Source organism: Microcoleus sp. CAWBG27 (assembly GCF_020883145.1).
Lineage (GTDB): Bacteria > Cyanobacteriota > Cyanobacteriia > Cyanobacteriales > Microcoleaceae > Microcoleus.
The window spans coordinates 18773-41804 of the sequence record NZ_JAHREU010000021.1; the positions used below are offsets into that span (position 1 = coordinate 18773).

General features: G+C 46.3%; 16 protein-coding genes. 11 read left to right on the forward strand and 5 right to left on the reverse strand.

Translation table 11 applies throughout. The features are described 5' to 3' along the window. Positions 1-70 precede the first annotated feature (70 nt). Positions 71-1684, reverse strand: coding sequence for a glutamine-hydrolyzing GMP synthase (gene guaA / locus QZ938_RS14225; RefSeq protein ID WP_363318843.1), 1614 nt, complete (start codon positions 1682-1684; stop codon positions 71-73). A 165-nt stretch (positions 1685-1849) separates the two neighbouring features. Continuing rightward, on the reverse strand, positions 1850-2989 hold the full coding sequence (gene cbiD / locus QZ938_RS14230) for a cobalt-precorrin-5B (C(1))-methyltransferase CbiD (RefSeq protein WP_293352152.1): 1140 nt from the start codon (positions 2987-2989) through the stop codon (positions 1850-1852). Between the two features lie 263 nt (positions 2990-3252). On the opposite strand from cbiD, the gene QZ938_RS14235 reads away from it, so the two are divergent. Continuing rightward, complete coding sequence (locus QZ938_RS14235) at positions 3253-3573, forward strand: hypothetical protein (RefSeq protein WP_293352150.1); 321 nt, start codon at positions 3253-3255, stop codon at positions 3571-3573. 891 nt (positions 3574-4464) lie between these two features. Continuing rightward, positions 4465-5895 (forward strand): MFS transporter, encoded by a 1431-nt coding sequence (locus QZ938_RS14240; RefSeq protein ID WP_293352148.1) that lies wholly within the window; start codon positions 4465-4467, stop codon positions 5893-5895. Positions 5896-6232: 337 nt separating this feature from the next. Here QZ938_RS14240 and rpsD read toward each other — a convergent pair whose 3' ends face one another. Together rpsD and QZ938_RS14250 are read right to left on the reverse strand one after the other, a co-directional pair. Beyond that, on the reverse strand, positions 6233-6841 hold the full coding sequence (rpsD, locus tag QZ938_RS14245; RefSeq protein WP_293143096.1) for a 30S ribosomal protein S4: 609 nt from the start codon (positions 6839-6841) through the stop codon (positions 6233-6235). Positions 6842-6872: 31 nt separating this feature from the next. After that, entirely contained in the window at positions 6873-7040 is a 168-nt protein-coding gene (locus QZ938_RS14250; protein WP_293143099.1) for a hypothetical protein, read from the reverse strand. On the opposite strand from QZ938_RS14250, the gene QZ938_RS14255 reads away from it, so the two are divergent. Further along, the gene (locus QZ938_RS14255) at positions 7039-7647 is read left to right on the forward strand and encodes a hypothetical protein (RefSeq protein ID WP_293352147.1); all 609 of its coding nucleotides are present in this window, start codon (positions 7039-7041) and stop codon (positions 7645-7647) included. The genes QZ938_RS14250 and QZ938_RS14255 overlap by 2 nt on opposite strands. A 317-nt stretch (positions 7648-7964) precedes the next feature. After that, positions 7965-8312 (forward strand): rhodanese-like domain-containing protein, encoded by a 348-nt coding sequence (locus QZ938_RS14260; protein WP_293143105.1) that lies wholly within the window; start codon positions 7965-7967, stop codon positions 8310-8312. Between the two features lie 226 nt (positions 8313-8538). On the opposite strand, the gene QZ938_RS14265 is transcribed toward QZ938_RS14260, so the two are convergent. Next, positions 8539-10263, reverse strand: a complete 1725-nt coding sequence (locus QZ938_RS14265; RefSeq protein ID WP_293352145.1) for an AAA-like domain-containing protein — start codon at positions 10261-10263, stop codon at positions 8539-8541. A 298-nt stretch (positions 10264-10561) separates the two neighbouring features. Here QZ938_RS14265 and metK point away from each other — a divergent pair, with 298 nt between their 5' ends. From metK to QZ938_RS14300, 7 genes are all read left to right on the forward strand, one after another. Next, a complete protein-coding gene (gene metK, locus QZ938_RS14270) occupies positions 10562-11824 on the forward strand; it encodes a methionine adenosyltransferase (RefSeq protein ID WP_293143111.1) in 1263 nt (420 codons plus the stop codon). Positions 11825-12077: 253 nt separating this feature from the next. Then, positions 12078-14684, forward strand: coding sequence for an ATP-binding protein (locus QZ938_RS14275; RefSeq protein WP_293363237.1), 2607 nt, complete (start codon positions 12078-12080; stop codon positions 14682-14684). 6 nt (positions 14685-14690) lie between these two features. Continuing rightward, positions 14691-15836: a hypothetical protein gene (locus tag QZ938_RS14280; protein ID WP_293352142.1), complete on the forward strand. Its 1146-nt coding sequence runs from the start codon at positions 14691-14693 to the stop codon at positions 15834-15836. A gap of 12 nt (positions 15837-15848) precedes the next feature. Further along, positions 15849-17909: a trypsin-like peptidase domain-containing protein gene (locus QZ938_RS14285; RefSeq protein ID WP_293352141.1), complete on the forward strand. Its 2061-nt coding sequence runs from the start codon at positions 15849-15851 to the stop codon at positions 17907-17909. A gap of 314 nt (positions 17910-18223) precedes the next feature. After that, positions 18224-19315: a hypothetical protein gene (locus tag QZ938_RS14290; RefSeq protein ID WP_293352140.1), complete on the forward strand. Its 1092-nt coding sequence runs from the start codon at positions 18224-18226 to the stop codon at positions 19313-19315. 140 nt (positions 19316-19455) lie between these two features. Then, entirely contained in the window at positions 19456-20619 is a 1164-nt protein-coding gene (locus QZ938_RS14295) for a family 10 glycosylhydrolase (RefSeq protein WP_293352139.1), read from the forward strand. Positions 20620-21114: 495 nt separating this feature from the next. Then, positions 21115-22989 carry a HEAT repeat domain-containing protein gene (locus QZ938_RS14300; RefSeq protein WP_293352138.1) on the forward strand — a complete coding sequence of 625 codons (1875 nt, stop codon included), beginning with the start codon at positions 21115-21117 and terminating at the stop codon, positions 22987-22989. Positions 22990-23032 lie beyond the last annotated feature (43 nt).

Here is a 23032-nt window from a genome sequence, read left to right on the forward strand (position 1 = left end):
CCTTCCAAAAGTGCGTCAGTGCAGCAGACGGACAAAAATATTGTCCGCCCACTCAATAGCTAACTAGCAATCACTCCCACTCGATCGTACCAGGTGGCTTAGAAGTAATATCGTAAACCACCCGGTTAACGCCCTTAACCTCATTCACAATCCGGTTCGAGATCAATTCCAACAAATCGTAGGGAACCCGCGCCCAGTCAGCCGTCATCCCATCTTCGCTTTTGATAAATCTCAGAACAATTGGGTAAGCATAGGTGCGCTGATCGCCCATAACGCCTACACTGCGAATCGGGAGCAACACTGCAAAAGCTTGCCAAAGTTCGTTGTACAATCCGTGGCGGTTGATTTCTTGGCGCACGATGAAGTCTGCATCCCGCAAAATATTCAGCCTCTCTGCGGTAACTTCTCCCGTAATCCGAATCGCCAACCCCGGGCCCGGGAAAGGTTGTCTGTTGACGATTTCTTCCGGAAGCCCGATCGATCTACCGACTTTTCGCACCTCATCCTTAAACAACTTTCGCAGCGGTTCGATCAGCTTAAAACACAAATCTTTAGGTAATCCGCCCACATTGTGGTGGCTTTTAATCTTAACAGCAACTCGTTCGCCGCTTTTCGGATCTACATTCGTGTCAGCCGACTCAATTACATCCGGGTAAAGAGTACCTTGAGCGAGGTAATCGAAGGGGCCGAGGCGCTTCGATTCTTCTTCAAATACACTGATAAATTCGTGACCGATCCGCTTGCGTTTTACTTCAGGATCGGTAACGCCTTCAAGTTGAGCCAAAAAGCGATCGCGAGCTAGAACGTACTGCACCGGAATGTGGAATTCATCTTGAAACAATTTCACCAACCGTTCCGGTTCGTACTTCCGCATAAACCCTTGGTCGATAAACATACAGGTAAGTTGGTCGCCGATCGCCTTGTGCAGCAAAAAAGCCAAAGTTGAAGAATCAACCCCGCCAGATAGAGCCAACAAAACTCGTTGGTCTCCCACTCTGGCTCGAATTTCGCGAATAGTTTCCTCCACAAAAGTAGCTGTCGTCCAAGTCGGTTCGCACTCGCAAATATGGTAAACAAAATTGCGAATCAAAGCTTGTCCGCCGATCGAGTGAACCACTTCTGGATGAAACTGCACCCCGTATAAACTTTTCTCGTGGTGAGCAACAACAGCAGACGGAGTATTGTTCGTGTGAGCGAGAATCTCAAAACCAGATGGCAATTCGTTACAGGAGTCTCCGTGGCTCATCCACATCGTCGCGCCTTCTTCGACATTTGTGAGCAAATCCGTCGGATCGTCAATAAATAGCGATGCCTTGCCGTATTCGGCCAACTTAGCCCGCTCAACAGTCCCGCCGAGCTGCTTTACCATCAACTGCATCCCGTAGCAGACGCCCAACACTGGTATTCCCAGATTCCAAATTTCCGGGTCGCATTGGGGAGCTCTGTCATCGTATACAGAACTCGGGCCTCCTGAAAGAATAATTCCTTTAGGATTGATAGCTTTTAACTGTTCTGCCGTAGTGCGGTAAGAAATAACTTCTGAATATACTTGAGTTTCGCGAATGCGTCGAGCAATCAGTTCGGAATATTGCGAACCGAAGTCGAGAATCACGATCATCTGGCGGTCTATTTGCCCCAGAGAAGAATTGGTGAGGTCGGATTCAGTTTCTATTTGAGTAGTCACGGTGATTGCGTAGTTAATAATTGCTAATTGGGCAGAACGTAGCGGAGGTATTATGGGTCAGAAATGAACCTAGTTTAATTAAGTTCTAGGGACTCAGAATTATTACTTTTTAAATACTCTCCCTGTGCTATCTTTTGAACAGCATTAAGGGATATTCACACCACATTAACAAATTTGCGTCAAAAATGTATCTCCTGTGTCACTCTTAACAATTATTTTGCGATCGCGCCCAAACATCACTGAACCCACGGGGATACGTTGGTTTGTGTGAGTGAAAATGCAATCGGACGATCGCAAGTCGATTTCTCGGGCGATGTCGCCGTAAATTCGATCGACCCAATGGGTGCCAGTTGCCACATCTAGAGCCCGCAGTTGGCCGAGAGCTTCTTCGGCTGTCGCCGCAGCAAAAATCGCGGAACAGGCAGCAGCGGGCATTCCAGCTTTAGCACAGAAAGCTGTCAAAATTTCCCGGCGCCCGTCAGCGAGGTGGTGGTGAGTGTGAAAAATCCCCGCCGCCAATTTCATCAATTTGCCGTGATAGCCAAACAGCAAGATCGATCGCACGCCCTGACATCCAGCCTCTACCAGCAGCGGGCCCAGCCAGTTAGCAGTTTTCACCAGCCGCTGCGGATCGATGCCCAGTTGTCGCGCCAAATCCAACCCATTTTCGCCGATGCAGAAGACTAAAGTGTCAAACAGTTCGGCTTTTTGTTGCAGTTGTTCGCGGTAAATTTCCAACTGTCCGGGGGCGCTCAGAGGTTGAGAAATCCCAGTTGTACCCAGCAGCGAAAGTCCTTCGACGACGCCGAAAGCTTCGTTAGAAGTGCGGGTGGCGAGTTGGCGCCCCAAGGGCAGAATCAGGGTGACAGTAATTCTTTCTCCCGGTGCGAGTTCTCGGCTCAGATTCGATCGCAGCAGCCGCATTGCGTAATCATAGATTGCCGCTCCACCACCTACTTTGTGATGTCCAATTCCCTCGCCCCCGACAATCACAATCTGCTCTCCCTCTCCCCGATTCTCCCCCTCTCCCTCTGGGAGCAATTCCACCATTGCCCAAACGGGCGTATTGCGAGTCAGATCGAGGTTGTCTCCGGGATCGGAGCGAGTCACGCCTAAAGCTGTACCAGTTTTGAGTACGGACGCCTGTTCGATCGCAATTTCTGCCGCGATCGGCGGTTCCAGTAAATCTACTGATACGCTACCTACAGACTGAGTACCTGCGCGCAAACATCGCAAAGCTGCAAGTGCGGCCGCACAGGCAAATACTGGCAGTGTATACCCGGATAAAGGTTGAGTTTTTGTCACAAAATGCAGAAATCCTTAAATTAGTGGGCGATCGACATCACAGTGTGGTAGTGATACCCATCAAACACTTGAGCTTCATTCTAGGGTTTGCTATTATTAGCAGTTAGCCTCATTTTTGTCAAGCAAGAATTTTGTCCAGCCTGTTGTCTTGAAGCAAGCAACATTTTTTTTCAGGTGCGATCGTCAACAACCCACACCGAAGCCTTACGCGCACGTAGCGGTATGCCCTAGATTTCCAAATTAATTTGGAGCAAGCTTTGGAAATGGCCGCTCTGAGAGTTGTTGTGGATATGCAGCAAGTGGATGTTGTCGCCCCAGATGGAATAGCCGTGCTAGCCCGAGGGCTGGAGTTAGCAGCTATACTCGGCAAGTCGATCGTCTTTGATTCTATAGATTTAGCCACCTATATAAGTTTGAGAGCCGAGTGGAGGAGCTCCCGCGAAATTTGTTTTGGCCCTTGGGGCGACTTGTTCGAGGGGAAATTCGAGCAATTTTTGACAGACGAAATGTTGCGATCGCTTCCTTGTGAAGCGGTAAAACCTACTTTTTTACAATTTGCAAAATTACCAAAAAATTGGGTCTAAAGCCCCGTGCTAGCACGACTTTTACTATAATTATAGCGGTTGGAAATCCCATGGTGGTGGCTTGTTAAGACTCCTTGAACCAGAAAGTAGAGCTTAGATCTGCAAAATATTGGGTAGCGAAAGCCAAGAAAAACATAGCTAGGGGAAATAAATAAGTACCCAAAAAAACAAAAACAATAATTAATTCCATCTAACAGTACCTCGCGGGCATTAGGAATCTGCCGAGCAATCGGGAAAGCATGGGGAGAAGACTGCCTCTACTATAAAAGGGAAGCCTGATATCGCAAGCCGACTTCTGTGAACCATGAATAAGAATCACCCTTGCTTCAGCAGGCGTGAGTATGTCAAATCTTCCAAGCGGTTGATGTCCGAGCGAGCGATTGTCATTTATATTTATAACAATTACCCGGAAGTGCCAGTCTAGCTTTCAAGCTAACATCTTGAAAGCTAGACTGGCTTTATCTTGCTAGGTGGACTCAGCAATTATAGCTTTTCTCAAAAAGGTGAGGTATGACTGACAGCTTACATAACCGCTTAAACGTATAGGGCCCTCTTCCCAACAACGTCCGCGAATATGAGAGCTAGATCCGCTATAAGAGCAGAAAGATTAAATTTGATTGACGCCAAGGCTTCAATTGACAGTTGACAATTGACAGTTGACAGTTGACAGTTGACAGTTGACTTCGGAGGGCGACCTCTACCTGGAAGTCCGAGGATTAGAGTAATGAATCGTCTTCTTTTAATTTCTCCCGATCGCGCTTGGGGCTTTCAACCAATTCTTTTTGGTATAAAAATAATTTAATCCCAATCAAGCCCAAAACCTTTACAAACCAAGGATTTTGCAATTCTAAAATCTAAAATCTAAAATCTAAAATCTAAAATCCTATGACTATGGTTGAACCAGTTGCAGAGTTAAATGAACCTCTCTGTCTTCAGACTCCTGAAATACTAGAAAAGACAATATCTCAGCTCGTTCTACCTCCAAAAACAGCTCTCAAAATTTCTAAACAAGACATTCGAGCCACTCTCAAAGCCTCAACTATAGAGGGAGTTTTTGCCGCTGTCTTCGAGTCGGCGACTACCGGCCTGCTGCTGAGCAACTTCTTGCTGCAAGTCGGCGCGAGCAGCGTGGAAATAGGTATATTATCTGCTATTCCGATGCTGGTAAATCTCCTGCAACCATTAGGAGCATACATCGCCGATCGCACAACCAGCCGCCACTGGTACAACCTAGGAATATTCGGCGTGTCGCGGCTGCTGTGGCTAGTGCTCGTCATCGCAATTGTTTGGGGCCGAGAGCACGCAGATCCCCAACAATTGCTCCAGTGGACTCTGCTCACTGTCATCGCCGCTAGCGTGCTGGCAGCTTTTGCTACTTCTAATTGGTTTAGTTGGATGGCTGCGGTGGTTCCTCACCGTTTGCGGGGACGCTATTTTGGGTTTCGCAACAGTGCTACTAGCTTAGTTACTTTGCTAGGAGTGCCACTGATGGGACTGTTGATGTCAACTTGGGGCGCAGATCCAATTTTGGGCTACGGTGTGGTTTTATTTTTGGGTGTTGTGGCGGGAATGATTAGTTTGGGGTATCAATTCTTTATGGTGGATGTGAACCCGCAGGCATACCCAAAAGATGCAGAGAGCGATCGAGTTCCCGACAAAAAAGAAAAAGCCTTAACAGATTTTGTGCCTTCGGTGCTGAAAGATTCTAATTTTTTAATGTTTCTGATTTACTTTAGCGTGTGGACGTTTGCAGTTAATCTCAGCGCGCCTTTTTTTAATATCTACCTGCTGAAAGATTTAAGCTTGGATGTCAGTTTGGTAACGGTTTACAATAGCTTGAGCTCCGGGGCAAACCTGCTGCTGTTGATGTTTTGGGGCAAGTTGGCCGATCGCTGGGGAAATCGCCCCTTGCTAATTGCCGTGGGGCTGGTGGTAGCGGTGACGCCTTTGCTGTGGTTGGGCACGGGCAATTATCCGTTTGCGGTGTGGGTGTGGTTGCCGCTGCTGCACTTGCTCGGGGGAACTACTCTAGGGGCGATCGGGCTGTGTACGAACAATATTCAAATGGAGATAGCGCCGATCGAACAACCATCGACTTATTTTGCGATCGCCGCAGCAGTTTCGGGAGTAACTGGGGCTTTGGGAACTACCGCCGGCGGCTTTCTTGCCGAACTTCCGGGCATGAGTTTGGGCGCACTGTTTGCCCTTTCGGCTGCTGTGCGGCTGGTGGGCTTGCTGCCTTTAATTTTGGTTCGAGAACCGCACAGCTTGTCGCTGAGGGCGATCGTCCTGACTTTTCTACAATTCAAATTCAACGATTAATTTATGTCAGAAGAGAACTATCATCTGGTTTGTAGTGAGGACTTTAGTCCGCATCATTAGAGGACTAAAGTCCTCACTACAAACCGTTTGGATTCCGGGTCATTGACCAGAAATAAATAATATAACGGCCAACAACTAACTGTTAAAAGTTAATTATTGACCGTTACAAAGCTGTCTTCAGCCTTAAGCATAGCCGTTTATTCGTAAAAAATTAGTCCTCAGTCCTTAGCCCTGATTATTCAGTAGCAATTAACTAATAATTAGAGACGAACCCAATTATTAATTTTTTGCTACCAACTAACTGATGACTAATGACCAACGACTGATGACTAATAAATTAAGCTTGACGCGAGTAGTATTCAACAACTAGCAGTTCATTAATCTGAAGAGCAATCCACTCACGTTCGACAATGCCGTTAACTTTGCCAACCAGTTTTTGCTTGTCAAATTCCAAGTGACTGGGCAAGTGAGCCAAGCCTGGATCTTTGAGGTTAGCTTCAACCATTGTGCGAGAGCGTTCTCTATTTTTGACTGCAATCACTTCACCAGGCTTGCACTGATAGCTGGCGATATTGACTTCGCGATCGTTCACAGTAATGTGACCGTGATTTACCAATTGTCTAGCGGACGGAATGGTTGGAGCCATTCCCATCCGAAACACAGTATTGTCCAAGCGCATTTCCAAAAATTGCAGTAACACTTGACCTGTGGAACCCGTCACACGACGGGCTTTACGGACATAACGGAGCAATTGGCGTTCCGTCACACCGTAATTGAAACGTAGTTTTTGCTTTTCTTGCAAGCGAACCGCGTACTCAGAGAGCTTTTTGCGGTTTTGACCGTGCTGCCCAGGCGGATAATCCCGTCTGGGAGTTTTGCGGGTTAGACCCGGCAACTCTTTCAGGCGACGGACGATTCTTAATCGGGGGCCTCGATATCGAGACATTTATTTTCCTCTCTAATCTCTGTATGCAATTTTATGCAGACTCTATATTATATGTTGATAAGGGTGAAAATTCTAACAAAAATCGATAAAAAAAAATCGATCGACCGCAGCCATCCGTAATGTGCGGTAAATTTTGAAGTAAAAGCCGATCGAGCGATCGACCCAACCAGCCCAAAAAACTCACAAACCGAGCTGCCATGCAAAACCCCAATTTTTTCCGCACTGCTTCCCCAAAGCCAGCACCGCGCTGGATGTTGGCTTTCGGCACTCCCTTAGTAGCGCTGAGTTTGTTGGCAGCAGCACTGCCAATCTCGCCAGCATCAGCCATCACCCTGAGATTCCCCCGAACTCAAAATCCCTATCGCGTCTGCGCTAAGGAACTAATCGAAGCGGGAATCGGTGCAGAGGAAGCAGCAGCAGCTTGTGCCGACGCGCTCCACCCCCGCGACATATCTAGATGCGCCCTCCAAATCAGCCGCAAAACCAATATTTCTGGTCTCGAAGCGCTCTCTAGTTGTCGGCGGGTGAGGCGCCCCAACGAATTAACTACTTGCGTGGTGAATATTAATAGCAAAACTAAAACTCAACCTGCTGCTGCCCTGTTAGTTCTTGATGGGTGCCGCCGCAGTTTATTGCCAGAGCTATTTGCTGAATGCGTAGTCGGGTTGAGCGGCAGACTCGACTTTCCCACGGACAGGTTAGTTGCCACTTGTCTCGATCCCAGGGGCGCAGTGAGTCAGTTGGACGGGCGTCCTGCACCGACACCTCCTACGGAGTTAATTCCACCGCCTTCGCGACTCAATTAATTAGTTATGGGTAATTGGGAATTAGGTACGTTGTTGCGCTTTAGCGCTCTTTGTTTATATAGACAAGCGCTGGTTTTCCTGAGTAGTGATAAAGCAAAGTGCATATCCTTACTTGATTGACGGAAGCGATCGCAGAATCGCAAACAGTTGTGCCTAATACCGTACCCACCACAAGCCCAAAAGAGCCGGAGCGCTGAAGCGCAACTACGTACCTAATACCGTATCCACCACAAACGCAAAAGAGCCGGAGCGCTGAAGCGCAACTACGTACCTTTTTCGTTCTTCCTTCTTCCCTCTTCCTTCTTTTTTATAATCAAATGTCAGAAGTTTTTGGTCAAATTACAGTCGAAGAATTAGCTCGCAAATTAGCAGAAACCAATGCCGATAAATTGCAGCTTGTAGATGTGCGGGAACCTGACGAAATTGAACTCGCCGCGCTGCCGGGATTTGTGGCTTTTCCGCTGAGCGAGTTTGCCCAATGGTGTGGTGATATTGACGATCGACTAAATCGCGATACAGAAACCCTGGTACTGTGCCACCACGGAGTGCGATCGGCTCAAATGTGTCACTGGTTGAGCGATCGAGGATTTAACAACGTTAAAAATATCGTTGGTGGCATCGATGCTTACTCAATATTGGTCGATCGCACCATCCCCCGCTATTAATCTGATGTCCGCTCCAACTACCGCAATCTAGGTTCTATCGTTCGGACTAAAGTCCTCACTACGAACCGGATGCGGACTAAAGTCCTCACTACGAACCGGATGCGGACTAAAGTCCTCACTACGAACCGGATGCGGACTAAAGTCCTCACTACGAACCGGATGCGGACTAAAGTCCTTACTACGAACCTTTGTTTATTATCGGGTTTGGGCTGACAGGATCTGAATGCTAATTAACAGCAGCAAATCGAAAATTTAACAGCGTACTCATAGTGCTCCGATCGCGCCCGTGCCTTTTTGAGTCATAAAGAGCCTCATCAGCCGCCAGTACCAGCGTTGCTGCATCATTTTCCGGGCCGGGAACAACGCTGGCAATTCCCAAACTAATTGTCACCACAGAATTAGGCAAACATTCAACACTACTCGGGTTAAAAACAATATTCAAAGCTTTAACTTTCGCTCTAATGCGTTCCGCAACCAGCAGAGCGCCCGCCGCATCAGTTTGAGGTAAAACGATCGCAAATTCCTCACCGCCGTAGCGAGCAGCTACATCAGCAGGACGCTGGAGCGATCGGCGAATTGCCTGAGCTACCGATCGCAAACAACTATCTCCAGCTTGATGTCCGTAGGTATCGTTATAAATTTTGAAATAATCGATGTCGCACAAAATTAAAGATATCGGAGACTCATCGCGAGCATTATGTTTCCATTCCGCTCGCAAGCAACTGTCAAAATGTCGTCTGTTGCCAATTTGGGTAAGTTCGTCCACATTAACTAAAGCTAGCAGTCTTTCATTTTCTTGCTGCAACTCCTCAAAACCTACAGCCGAGAAACCGTCCTCGCATAAATTTTGCTCTTGAAAATACAGCCGATATAATTCGCAAGACAAACTACAGTTATTGCCCGCTAATTTGACAAGTCCCATGCTATCTAACTGATAGGCCATCAAAGGTTCGAGGTGAATGCTATTTTTAACATCAAGAACCTGTTGGAATGCCCAGGCGAGTTCTGGCTGCTGCTGAATGGCGATCGACTGATTCCGCAAGTAGTCGCTATAAATTCCGCTTTGAGTAGGAGCTGCTTTTAATAGTTCTTCCAACTCGGCTCGCCCCAGCTCCTCCCCAGACTCATTCTCGCCAACCGACAGGCGGTTTTGCTGTAAAATTGCCAGGTGATAAAGTGCTAAATGCACTAAATAAGGATGACCGCCTACCATTTGCATTAATTGCTCGACCGGATAGCTGTCGTTCCAGTTCAGTCCGTGGCGGCGCGCCAACTCTTGGACTTGTTCGGCACTAAATTCTGAGAGTTTAATCGGTAGCCCTACATTGAATGGAGATTGATTGAGACTCAAAGCAATATAAATTTCTGTCGAGTGAATGACCGCGATTCGCAGTTTTTCCCAGGTTTCGCTCTGTCTCGCTTGTTCGTACCAAAAACGGAGCAGCGGCAGGAATTCTTGAGCGATATTGGCGCGTTCAAATACTCGGTTGACTTCGTTGAGTACCAAGACCAGGGGACTGTCAATTTGTTCGAGCAAATAGTTCTCAAAGTAAAGAGAGCAGCTTACTTTGCTGCCCATATCTTCATCCCAAAATTCATCGAGATTTGGTTCTAGTTTGAGTTGGCGAGCGACATTGACAGACAGCCAGCGCAAAAATTTATCTAAGGTAGCAAAAACTGCTTCGTCGGCTTGCTGAAAGTCTACAGTGACTGTGCGGTATCCGCGATCGACCGCAGCTTGAATTATCCGCAGCATCAGCGAACTTTTGCCCATTTTTCTGGGAGCTTTAATCCGAATCAGACTCCCTGGCTTGCTAATTTCTGCACAAGCTCGGGCTTCGACGGGCGATCGATCGATATAAAATCGAGAGTCAAGCGGTATTGGGCCCCCAGGAAATTCCAGGTCTGCAACCGTTTGGATTAAATTTGGTGATTTTTGGATTCCTGCCATAGTGCATCCGCGAGGCGATACCCTGACTGTATCTTACCTTTGTCAGATTAGGGGGGGGTAGAGGATCGGTGTCAAAGACTTATTGACAATCGGACAAAATGTAAGTTTTTCAGGACTTCTCGGAACTCACTTTGCTATAGTAGTGTCACTTTAGCTAATCTCAAACCCTGCCTAAACTCGCACCAGACCGACACAAATTTTCTGGCGACCGAGACGCGATGATTCTGCGCCTCTACCTGAAAAGTCAGTCGTCTGTCGCCAATGTCAAGCAGATTCGCACGAATAGGAGAAATAATCATTGTCACGCCGCTACCTGTTTACCTCTGAATCGGTCACTGAAGGCCATCCCGATAAAATCTGCGATCAAATTTCAGACACTATCTTAGATGCCTTGCTGACCGAAGACCCTAAAAGTCGCGTCGCAGCCGAAGTTGTCGTCAACACGGGTTTGATGCTGCTGACGGGCGAAATTACCACCAAAGCTCAGGTAAATTACATAGAATTGGCGCGGAAAAAAATAGCCGATATTGGCTACATCCACGCTGACAACGGATTTTCTGCCAATAGCTGCTCGGTGCTGGTGGCTTTGGACTCTCAATCTCCCGATATTGCTCAAGGGGTGAATACAGCCCACGAAAGTCGCGAACAGTCCAGTGAAGAGGAGTTGGATGCCATCGGCGCTGGCGACCAAGGCTTGATGTTCGGTTTTGCTTGCAACGAAACGCCGGAATTGATGCCTTTACCGATTAGTTTGGCGCACCGGATTTGCCGTCAACTGGCCGCAGTCCGCAAAACTGGTCAATTGCCTTACCTGCGTCCGGACGGTAAAAGCCAAGTTACCGTAATTTACGAAGACGGGAAACCTGTTGGCATTGATACGATCTTAATTTCTACTCAGCACACTGAGGCGATCGACGATATCACCGAAACAGCCGCGGTTCAAGCCAAGATTAAAGCAGATCTTTGGACTGCTGTTGTCCAACCCGTGTTTGCCGATATTAGCGTCAAGCCAGATGCAGAAACTCGCTTCCTTGTCAACCCCACTGGCAAATTTGTCGTCGGCGGGCCTCAAGGAGATTCGGGTTTGACTGGCCGCAAAATTATTGTGGATACCTACGGCGGCTATTCCCGTCACGGTGGCGGTGCTTTTTCAGGGAAAGACCCCACGAAGGTCGATCGCAGCGCGGCCTATGCTTGTCGCTATGTTGCTAAAAATATCGTGGCGGCCGGTTTGGCAGAAAAGTGCGAAGTGCAGTTGAGTTATGCGATCGGCGTTGCGCGGCCGGTTAGTATGATGATCGAAACTTTTGGTACTGGAACAGTTGATGACGATCGCCTTTTGGAAGTTGTGAAGCAGCATTTTGAACTGCGTCCTGCGGGCATCATTGAGACCTTTAACTTGCAGAATTTACCTGCGGAAAGGGGCGGTCGTTTCTATCAAGATGTAGCGGCTTACGGTCACTTCGGACGCACGGATCTAGAGTTACCTTGGGAGCAAACTGATAAGGCCGAGCTTTTGAAAGCAGCTTTGAGCCAGCAGTTGTCTGGAGTAGCCCGATAGTACAATTTCAGGGGCAAGCTACTAAAATTTCAGGGGCGGGCTACTAAAATTTCAGGGGCGGGCTAGAAGCCCACCCCGGATCGATATATCCCCGTAGGGACACGGCATTGCCGTGTCCCTACTACACTTCATAAACCTGGGATATGTTGTATACCCTAGTTGCTTTGGCATACATTTAAAATTTTAAAATTACTGCTAAAATTACTCAAACATCGTGTTTGATAATGCGACAACATTAGCTAGGTGAAGCATTGTGGTTGAACCCCTAGAACAATTCAAGATGGAGACCAATTTTGAAGGTCTCATTCAGTTACTTGCTAAAAGTCTTTACCCAGAACCCGATGTATTTGTCCGCGAACTGATCCAAAATGCCCACGACAGTATCGTCAGGCGACAAGAAGTAGAGCCAGATTTTTCGGGACGGATTGATATTGAGTTAAACAGCAGCAACCGCCAGATTATTTTCCGAGATAATGGCATTGGCATGGATAAGCAGGATATTAAAGATTTCCTGTCGGTGATTGGTTCTACGGGGACGGGGACGGCGCGGCAAAAACTCAAAGAGGAAGGCAGAGCAGCGGCTTATAATCTGATTGGGCAGTTTGGGATTGGGATGCTGTCGGCGTTTGTGGTGGCAGAAAAGGTGGTGGTGCGGACGCGGAAGCTGAAGGAAAAACAGGCCTTTGCATGGCACAACACGGGTTCTACAGATTGCATACTTTATGCCGATGACCGCAAGGAAATTGGTTCTGAGATTATTGTCTCCATCAACCCAGAATATACTTTTATGCTGGATGAAAAGCGGTTGCGGGAGGCAATTGTTAAATACTGCGATTTCGTGCAGTTTCCCATTAGTTTGAATGGACAAGGGCCAGTTAATACTGTTCTCCCACCTTGGTATCGAGAGCATTGGCCTTCTCAATCCGAGAAAGAAGCCACTTATAAAATGTTTATCAATCGGCGCTATCCCGATACGGCTTTAGATTTAATTCCGATCGAAATTAATGAACCGTTTCAAGCTAGAGGCGTACTTTATATTTCTGACAACCGAGTAGCTGATTTCAATTCTACTGGGATTGTTGATATCTTTGTGCGACGGATGTTTGTGCGATCGGGTGACAATACGATATTACCGCCTTGGGCAAAGTTTGTGCGGGGGATAATTGATAGCCCGGATTTGCAGCCAACTGCGGCTAGAGATAATATTCAGCGCAATAATCCCGCTTTTGAATTTCTGCAAAAACGACTAGGGGAATTAATTGTTGAACGGTTATCGTATTTAGCGCAAAAAGAGCCGAATAAATTTAAACAGATTAATATTTGGCATCATTACCATCTCAAAGGGATGGCACTTTTTTATGATGACTTTTTCGAGCAAGTGGCGGAATTGTTATTGTTTCAGACGAATGCTAAAGCTAATAACGGCTTGATGTCGTTGCAAGACTATTTAACTAAAAATCGGGCGAGAAACGATAAAGCACCGATTTACTATTTTGCTTATGTGGGAGCGGCGGCACAATTTTATAAATTGGCGGATGCTCGCGGCTGGGTGGTGATTAACGGTGGGGGGAGATTTGAAGAAGAATTGTTAATTAAGTATGGCAAGCTCCACCATCGGACTGTACATCTCGAACGGTTAGATGCCACAGATGATGCAGAATTATTTCAACGATTAGAAACAACAGAAGCAGAAAAGTTTCGGCAGTTGGAGTTGGATTTAGAACGGAGTTTGCGGCTATCGGGATTAACTAATGTGTTGGTACAGATGCGCCGTTTTGAACCTAAAGAATTGCCCTCAGTAATTATCGTTTCTCCTGAAACGGAGGCGGAAGAAAAGCTTCGCAATCTGGTGAGTCAGCCTTGGTTTATGGAAGGGATGGAAGATGTAGCGGAAGAAGCACTCAAGCAAAATCAGCGCCGTCCGATTTATCTTTCTCTGAATGCTAACAATCCCCTGATTCAAAAATTAGCCGATATCGAGCGTCGCAGCGATTTAGTCCAAGAAATAATGCTTGGGGTTTATAACAGCGCTATTCTTTATTCTCATAATTTGCTCAATCAATACAATGCTGAAGTAATGCACGGTCAATTTGTTCGCTTGTTTAACAGGTTAATCGAGCATCAAGCTGAAGCATTAGAGCTAGAGAAAGAGTTGGAAGCAGAACGCCGTCAGAAAATAGAACTTCAGAAGAAACAAGTAGAGACAACGGCAAAACGACCGGATCATATTTTGATTTTTACCATTGCGCCGTTGAGCGATGAATATAAACCCTTGGAGGAAGCAGTGCGGCGGGTGTTTGAGCGTCCGCCTTATTACTTCGAAATCAAGTCGGCGCAGGACTATACTTATAAATCGGGATTGCTGGAAAATGTGCGAGAACACCTGCTCCGCGCTCACGGTTTTATTGCCGAAATTAGCGATTTGAATCCCAATGTGATGTTTGAATTGGGGGCGGTAATGTTACCCGATGATAACCGTCCGATTTTTTCGCTTCGCAGTCAGGATGCCCGTCAGGATGTGCCAGCAGATTTGAAGGAAAAGCTGTTTGTGCCTTATGGCTCGATTAAAGACCCTGTAGAAACCCTAGAAGCTGCTATTCGCAAGGCTTTTGAGCGGGATGGGCGAATAGTTCACGATGGGATTAAAGCTTTGTTAGCACAGCGCCAAAAGCGGTTTCTGTCGCGGACATTATTGGAGGGATTGCGCCGCACTCGCTTGGAGTCGAATGAAATTGCTAGCTTGATGAAAGAATATAAAACTGTTGAGGATTTGCTGGCAGCAGAACCCGCCGAAGTTGTCCGCCAAACAGGTTTGCAGGAGTATGTGATTCCAGCTATTCAAGGGGAACTGAGGGGATAAACCGCTATGCTTGATGAGGAAAACCCCCTAATTCAAGCTGCCCAAGAGCAGATGGAGTCTATTCGGGATGCTGGCTCGGAAGCTTACGGAGACGTGCAACTGTTGCGGGCGGCGGAGATTTATGGCAAGGCTTTGGAGATTGCAGAGTCTATTAACGATACTCGCAAGATAGTGCGATATCGCTTCTGGCGCTGTACTTCTCTGCATACAGCAGGCAAGCTACGGCAAGCCTTGGCGGTGGTGACACCTACGCTGAAGGGGGGAAATGCAGGAGGCGATGCTGCTGATATTTACAACACGCTGGCAGTATATATCCAGATCGCACGAGATTTACCCGTTAACTTGGGGGTAATTGAGAAAGCTTGCCAGCAAACAGAAAATTTTCTGCGAGATTCGGGCAACCTAGGCTGGCGACATGGGCTACTTTGGTTGCAAGCAAGCTTGTACCAACTGCGAGGAATGTATCCAGAAGCTTTAGCAATTGCTCAAGAAAGTTGGGCAATTTGGCACCATGAGTATCCAAACTACATAGCTGAGGCTCATTTAAACACATTAGTTGAAATCAGCCTGCTGCTGCCGGATGCAGAACAAGCACAGATGTATCTGTGGGACTGGGAGATAGACGAACACGACACAATACCCAAAGAGAGAGAGAGGATGTCATGCAGCAGGCAATCGGATTTAGCGCGGCTAGAAGGGCGGTTTGCTGAGGCAGTAGATTGGGCGCGGCGGGCGATGCTGGTAGATAACAGCAACATAGAAACTTTAATCGTAATGGTGCGGGCATTCCTGTGTACGGGCGATAACCGCAGGGCGCGGGATGAGTTCATTCGTCTTATAGCTCACCGCCATGCAGAAACAGGGCATTACCGTTACGATATCCGCTTGCTGTGGGGCGATTACCATCTTGCCTGCGCCCGTGAAGCTGCGGGGATGCCTGCCGTTGACGATGTATTCGGGTTAGAATTTCCGCCACCGAGTTGTATAGCCAATCCCACTGGTACCCGCTATGCCTTAGCCCGCGCCCGTCGCGGTTATCGTGCTGCTTTAAAAGTCGGTAGCTGGATTGATGAAAAGCTGCAATGCAGCCGGAGACAAAAAGAGATTTCCGATCGATTAGCGCGAGTTGAGGCGATCGAACAAAAGTTATAAATATGAATCAAAATGTCAAGTTATAATCTCACATATAATCAGAAAACAATCATTAGCTGGATAGTTCAAGAAATTCGCAGGCAAACCTTACCTGAAAGGTTTTTGGTTGCTTATGTTTGGGGATCGGGTCTTGAGATTATAGATTATGAAAATTATCCAGGTCGATTGCCTAGACCCCAAATTACCCAAATAGAATTACAGGCCTTACAGAAGGCTCAATTAATTCTATTTGAACCCTTAGACAGAGAAGATGATTATCAATGTGCTGTTCTAAAAAAAGCATACGAGGCTGTTGATTCAAATTTTGGTATTAATATTGACACCAAACTATTGTCACATAACACCATAACTGGACAAGGTGAGCATATTGTAATTTTGATGACAACTGGCTCCGGCAACAAATATCGTACTTTAGAACAAGCCGTGCGACGAGTTTTTGAGTGTCCTCCCTGTTACTTTGAAGTACGATCGACCTCGGATTACACCTATAAACCCGATCGGCTTGAAAATATCCGCGAACACATCCAACGGGCGCATGGTTTTGTCGTAGAAATTAGCGAACTAAACCCAAATATCATGTTTGAATTAGGTGCGGTTGCAATCTCAGATCGAAATCGCCCGATTTTGCCTTTACGCAGTCAAGCTGCAACAGCAGAAGTAATTGCCAGTTTTAGCAGTCAAATTCATATAACCTATAGTTCTTTAAATCGATCTGTAGAACAGTTAGCCTCTGAAATTCACCATGCCTTTGAACGAGATGGACGCATTGTGCATGAAGGTATTAATGCTCTCATATCTCACCGTCAAAAACGCTTTCTTTCCCGCACTTTATTGGAAAATTTACCCCGTACCCGCTTAGATTCCGATGAAATTAGCAATTTATTAGAACACTACACAACCGTAGAAGATTTATTAGCAGCAGAACCAACAGCAGTATCTCGCGCTACTCGGTTACAGGAATACGTTATTTTAGCACTCCGAGGTGCAATAGCAGACACCCAAAATCAAAATTTTTCCTGTCAGCCATTACCAGCTAAACCTGAAGTCAACAAACAATCTATTGAAGAACAAAAAACCGAAAATTTACAAATAGAGTCAATTTTGGTGCAGTCGCCTGCTGTTAGTATTCCATTACCAGAACCCAAGCAAATGAACCCAGAAATATTTTTAGAACCAAGGGATGTAGCGCATTTAATTAAAGCACTGATTCCAGTCTTCACGAAAATTAATGCTTATAGCGATCGCCACAGTTTGTTAGAGAATGCTGATATCGACCCAGTATTTATTGGTAATTTGAAACTTGATGCACAACCCAATAGCTTTACTCCTGCTTTAGTTTCTGCCTTCAAAAGTTATAAAATCTCTCATCAAAAAATCAGTTATCATCCCCAGATAAATTTACTCGCACACCTTGTTGATTTAGCAGAAATCTATGGTATATCTGACGAAGGTTTAAAAATATGCGATCGCCTAATGAAGCAAGGACAAGAAAATTTGAAAGCTTTAATTGCGCGAAATGCTGTCGGCAGAATAGAATCTCCCGAAAACACAGGTATCGGTACAGGAGTCCTAGTAGCTCAAAATTTACTCCTAACCTGCAATCATATCTTTACCAAAACTAGAGTCGAAAAAGCTTGGGTAAGATTTGGCTATAAATCCGACAGCTACGGCACAGAAGATACCTTTGAATTAGACCTAAATTTTGTTGATAAGCATCATCAGCTTGATTATGCCTTAATTCGCTTGCAACCAACTCCTTCGCTCCAACCAATTCGCCCAGTTAATGTTATCTTAGATAGCGGACAAAAAATTCGCTTAATTCACCATCCCCAGGGTAAACCTGTAGAAATATCTGGTTTAGGTGAGATTGTCCAAGTAGGGCAAGAATACATCGATCATAATCTGAATACTGATGCAGGTTCTTCCGGTGCACCAATATTTAATGATGCTTGGGAATTAGTAGCTATTCACCAAGGGAATCCTGGTGTTGCTCGCCTTACAAAAGGTAAAATGGGAGGCCAACCTATATCAGCAATCTGGAATCAAATTGCAAATCATCTCGATCTTAAGTAGGTAGGTGTAAATAAACTTTGGTATGTTACAGAATGTAAATTTACAGCATATTCCAGGTTTATAAAGTGTAGTAGGGAGACGGCAATGTTCATTAGTGTAAACTTGAATTATAACCCAGTTATAGATTTTTATTTAACTATTAAATCTAGATCCCCCCTAGCCCCCCTTAAGAAGGGGGGGACAAGATTCCGATCAAAGTCCCCCTTCTTAAGGGGGATTTAGGGGGATCTAGACTCAGGTAAAAACGAGATTTCTCAAAGGTTTGATATATTTATTACCGCTCATCTACTTAGCTAAATCGGGAGAATAAAACTGTGAAACCATTTCAAAGACTCCAAGATAAATTAAGTCACGAAGCTATGAAATACAAAATAGTCTTTCTACCAGACTATCGAGTTGATGTGTCTTACGATCCGACTCCGATTAAAGCTGGGGAAGCTTACTGTCGTATCTGGCTAGCAGATGTAAATTTAGAAAAAGATGTAGAGTGGTTTAAAACAAGATATCCAGTCGTTCATGCTGCTGTACGCTTTCATCACGGTAATGAAGTTGTCACGATTCCCTACCTCGCTAAACCCGGTAATTTAAAAAGTTTAGGTACTGGCGATTTGGGTAAAGTGATTCAGTCTAACTATCCGATTACCCCTCTTTTCCCCTTCAATCAAGGGTTAGTAGAGTTACAAGCAGGTTTATTCAGTATGATATCAGGCGATCCGATCGCCAAGTTTATCAAAGTAATGGGACGTTTTTCTGAATTACTGCCCGTACCCGAAATTTCCTCAGTGGTGAAGCTAGCAGAACCAGTTTATCAAGGTATTGAAGAATTGTTAGATATTGGCGATCGGCAACTCGAATTAGTCTACCAACAAGCATTTACTGATGCTAATGGAGGCGGCAGCAATGTACTGAAAGCAGGTTATTTTGCGGTTATCCTGGCAGCAGAACACCAGTTTAATAGCGATAAACTCTGCGTAGTTAATGACCGCTTGCAAATGGGTGATTCTGGAAATACAAGAATGTTTATACGCGATGGTAAACCATTGACAGGTTACAGCTATATGTTGTTTCGCATCGAAAAGCAAACTCAACAAGATTGGGAATCGCTAACTAAAATTAAAGAATTAGTAGATTTAGCTCAAGATGCTGTTAGTAACGGCAAATATGAAGAGGTAAAAGCTACCTTGATTCCTGCGATTAGAACTACGATTATGCGGAGTCCCGACATTGCCAAGAGCGATCGTAAACCAATGATAATCAAAATTGAGGAAACCCTTAAAGAAGAAGGTTTGCAGTCTGCTAAAGGACAAAGGCGATCGCTCTATTCTATCATGCAGCGACCTCTGCCTAATATCGATGCAGCAACAGAAGCTGAGCTTGCATCTTTGGAAAGACTTTTTGCTGAATAGAGATAAGAACCGGCCGGGCGGGTTTATGAGATTGTCGGTTTTAGGCAATGATTATTGGTGAGGGGAGCCCCTACAGGAATTATATCTATTTAACCGAACCTAATATTACCACTACTTTGGGTATTTTTTATGTTAATACAATGTCATTTTTAAAATATTTTCAATCAGAAATTCTCAGGTTTACATTTTCACTAAAACAGCGGTTTGCGGTGGCAGTTGGATCGGAAAATCGAGCCTCGCTGCCAATTTATACCGCTGAAAATACAGGCATTCGCGGCGTCTGGATACCCAGTACAGACTGCAAAGTTCTCACTTCAAAACATCGAATTGCTGAGGCAATGGACTTCCTCGCCGACACGGGATTTAATACAGTATTTCCTGTAGTTTGGAACCGGGGTTATACGGCTTATCCTTCTCAAATTATGCGCGAACAGTTTGGGGTAGAAATTGACTCGCGCTATCAAGGCCGCGACCCCTTAGCAGAATTAATTTTTGAAGCAAATAGAGTCGGTTTAAAAGTTATTCCTTGGTTTGAATACGGTTTTGTGAGTTCTTACAATCTCAACGGCGGTCATTTGCTGGCGAAAAAACCACACTGGGCCGCGCGCGATTGTAATGGTAATTTACTTAAGAAAAATAAGTTTGAATGGATGAATTCTCTTGACCCGGAAGTGCAAGATTTTTTGCTGGGTTTGATGCTGGAAGTTGCCAGAAATTATCCAGTCAATGGCGTTCAAGGAGACGATCGCATTGCGCTACCCTGTGAAGGCGGTTATGATGAAAAAACGGTTAAACGCTACCGCCAAGAGTGCGGGAGAGAAGCGCCACATAATTGTAGAGAGCAACATTGGCTGCAATGGCGGGCCGATATAATTACTGAGTTTGTGGCTCGATTGCATCGAGAATTGAAAGCGATTAATCCCGATTTGTTGCTGTCAATGTCGCCGAGTCCTTATGACTGGGGATTTGTAGAATATTTGCAAGATTCTCAAGCTTGGGTTGACAAAAAGTTGGTTGATATGCTTCACCCGCAGTTTTATCGCCGCGATTTTAACGGTTACAAACAATTGCTCGATCGACTGATCGATCGACAACTTACCTGCGAGCAAGTGTCCTGTGTGTCTCCCGGTATCCTGTTGGCGAATCGAGGGAGCAATTATAGCATGAATCCGGAGCTGTTGTTGCAAGTAATTGCTTGCAACCGTTCTCGCGGCGTTCCAGGAGAAGTGCTGTTTTTTTACGAAGGTTTGCGGGATAACGATAATGCTTTGGCTGAGGCTTTGAAAAATGGGCCCTACGGTTGAGACTCTCCCGGAATCGGGCTGTTTCCGGTTTGTTGCGTTCAACGGAGTCGATATTTGAAGCCAACTTGATATAAAATTATATAGCGCAGAGCAAGTCTAGCAAACAGTGCATCAATGCCAAGCAGCAAGCGTTACTAATTGTTAAGCCGATCGCCCAAAAAACAGATAATCAATCTTTGGGGAGTTTTCAACAGTTGACAGTTGACAGTTTGTAGGGGCGGTGCCCCCGTGCCCGCCCTCTTAACAGTTTAAGAGTGACCTCTACCCTTAAGTCCGAGGATTGGAGTAATGAATAGTCTGATTTTAATTTCTCCCTCGAAGGCAGGCGGGCTTTCAACCAATTCTTTCTGGTAAAAATAGTCTAATCGGACATATTTTATAAGTGGTGCAAGTTTTTTTATCAGTTGAGTTTTGTAGGTGCATCTGTATTTTCTTAAAGAAACCGAGTTTAAAAAGAGCAATCTCAAACGATCGCCAAAATATGAGGATAAATGAATGAACTCAGTAGCAACCCTCATCCAACAGCTACCAGAGCTCAGCGATGCTGAATTCAACCAAAAATATTTGAAACAAAAACAAGGGATGCACACCTTGGCGACAATATTGCCGCAAGTAGAACAGCAAAGCCAGGCTTTGCGCGCAATAAAATTAGCCCTAAAAGTAAATTTAAAACTCGGCTCGAAGCTAGCAGGAATGGTCAAGCCGGAGTTTCAACTAAAAACAGTAAGATTAATCGTAAAAATTAAAACTTCGCTGCCGCTCAAAATTCAACTGCTGGCACTAACAAGTTCCGATATGGCAATTCCAATGCTTGTCAAAACATTGAACCACAAAGACCGTGCCGTGAGCCTTCATTGCATTCGGGCGATCGGCAAAATTGGCTCTAGGGCGGCAGTAATTGAATTAGCGCGGGTGCTCGAATCTGCCGATTCCCAAGCGCAAGCTTGGGCCGCTTGGGCCCTAGGAGAAATTGACTCGAAACCAGCAGCCGCAGCACTGATCGAAGCCCTCAACCACAAAGCCGCCGGAGTGCGCGCCTGGGCGGTTTGGGCCTTGGGTAAAATTAACCCCAAAATAGCCGTCCCCACCACGATTAAAGCCCTGAAACATCAAGACTCAGAGGTGCGCTGGCGGGCCGCCGTCAACTGCGGGAAAATCGGGGTGGCTGAGGTAGTTCCGGGGCTGCTGAATGCCCTCAGAGACGACAATCACCTCGTCCGTGCTAGGGCGGCGGCGGCTTTGGGGAAAATTGGCGATCGCGAGGCAGTACCCCGCTTAGTAGAATTGCTTCACGAACCCGACTCCTATGCCGTTTCTTTGAGGGCCGCCGAGGCCTTGGGACAAATCGGGACGGAAACGGCTGTGGCTGGGCTGCTGCAAGCCCTCAACCACGAGGATTCAGATGTGCGCGGCAGTGCAGTTTCTGCCTTGGGGGAAATCAGCAGCGAGGTGGCTGCGGTGGCGGTAATGCGATCGCTCTCGGATCGAGACATTTTCGTGCGCGGCAGGGCGGCTGTTGCACTCGGGAACATCAATATAGCCGGAGATGCTAACTTGCAAAAAATGGTGGCTGCGGGACTGGCGATCGCCCTAGGCGACAGCGAATCCTATGTGCGGTGGAGAGTTGCTGATGCTTTGGGGCAGATTGGGACAGACGAGGCTGTAGCAGGTTTGGTGCGACTGCTGGAAGACGAAACCTCTGGAGTGCGCCAAAAGGCTGTTAAATCCCTCGGTCAAATTGGCTCTCGTGCTGCTCTTTTGGCTCTGGAAGCAGCTTTAAAACGCCAATTTGCTGACGTTCGCGCCCTCGCCACCCAATATTTGCCGGATGTCGGCGCTGAGGTAAAAACAGTTTATTTTGAGCAGGAATCTGCTACGGATGTCTCGGGTGAAAAACTGTCGCAAATCCAGATTGCTTCGGAAGCAGAAGCCACTGAATATATTATCGATCGCCCTGCGGGCCGGAATCTCCAATACTTAATCTCGATCGGCACTCCGGGCGTACCAGATCCCAAAACTTTTCACAAAGTCCCTAACCGATTGCGGTTAGAATTTAACGACCTCGAAACCCCCGTTGACGACCCCGATCGCGTCTTGGCTACAATTGATGACGTACTCCAAATTATTGACTTCGCCCGCCAAATATCGGCGCACCCCGGCAAATTGCTCGTCTGCTGTCAAAGTGGCATCAGCCGTTCAACAGCAGCAGCTTTGACTGTGTGTGCTGCCCTGTTGGGCCGGGGCAAAGAACAAGAAGCTTGGGCCGTGGTGCTTGCCGCCAGAGCCCAAGCCAGGCCGAATCGCTGGATTGTGCAATTGGCCGATGAAGCTTTGGGTAGAAATGGGAAGTTATCGGATTTTAGATTTTAGATTTCCACCGCTGCGATCGCGTCGAACGATTTTAGATTTGCGA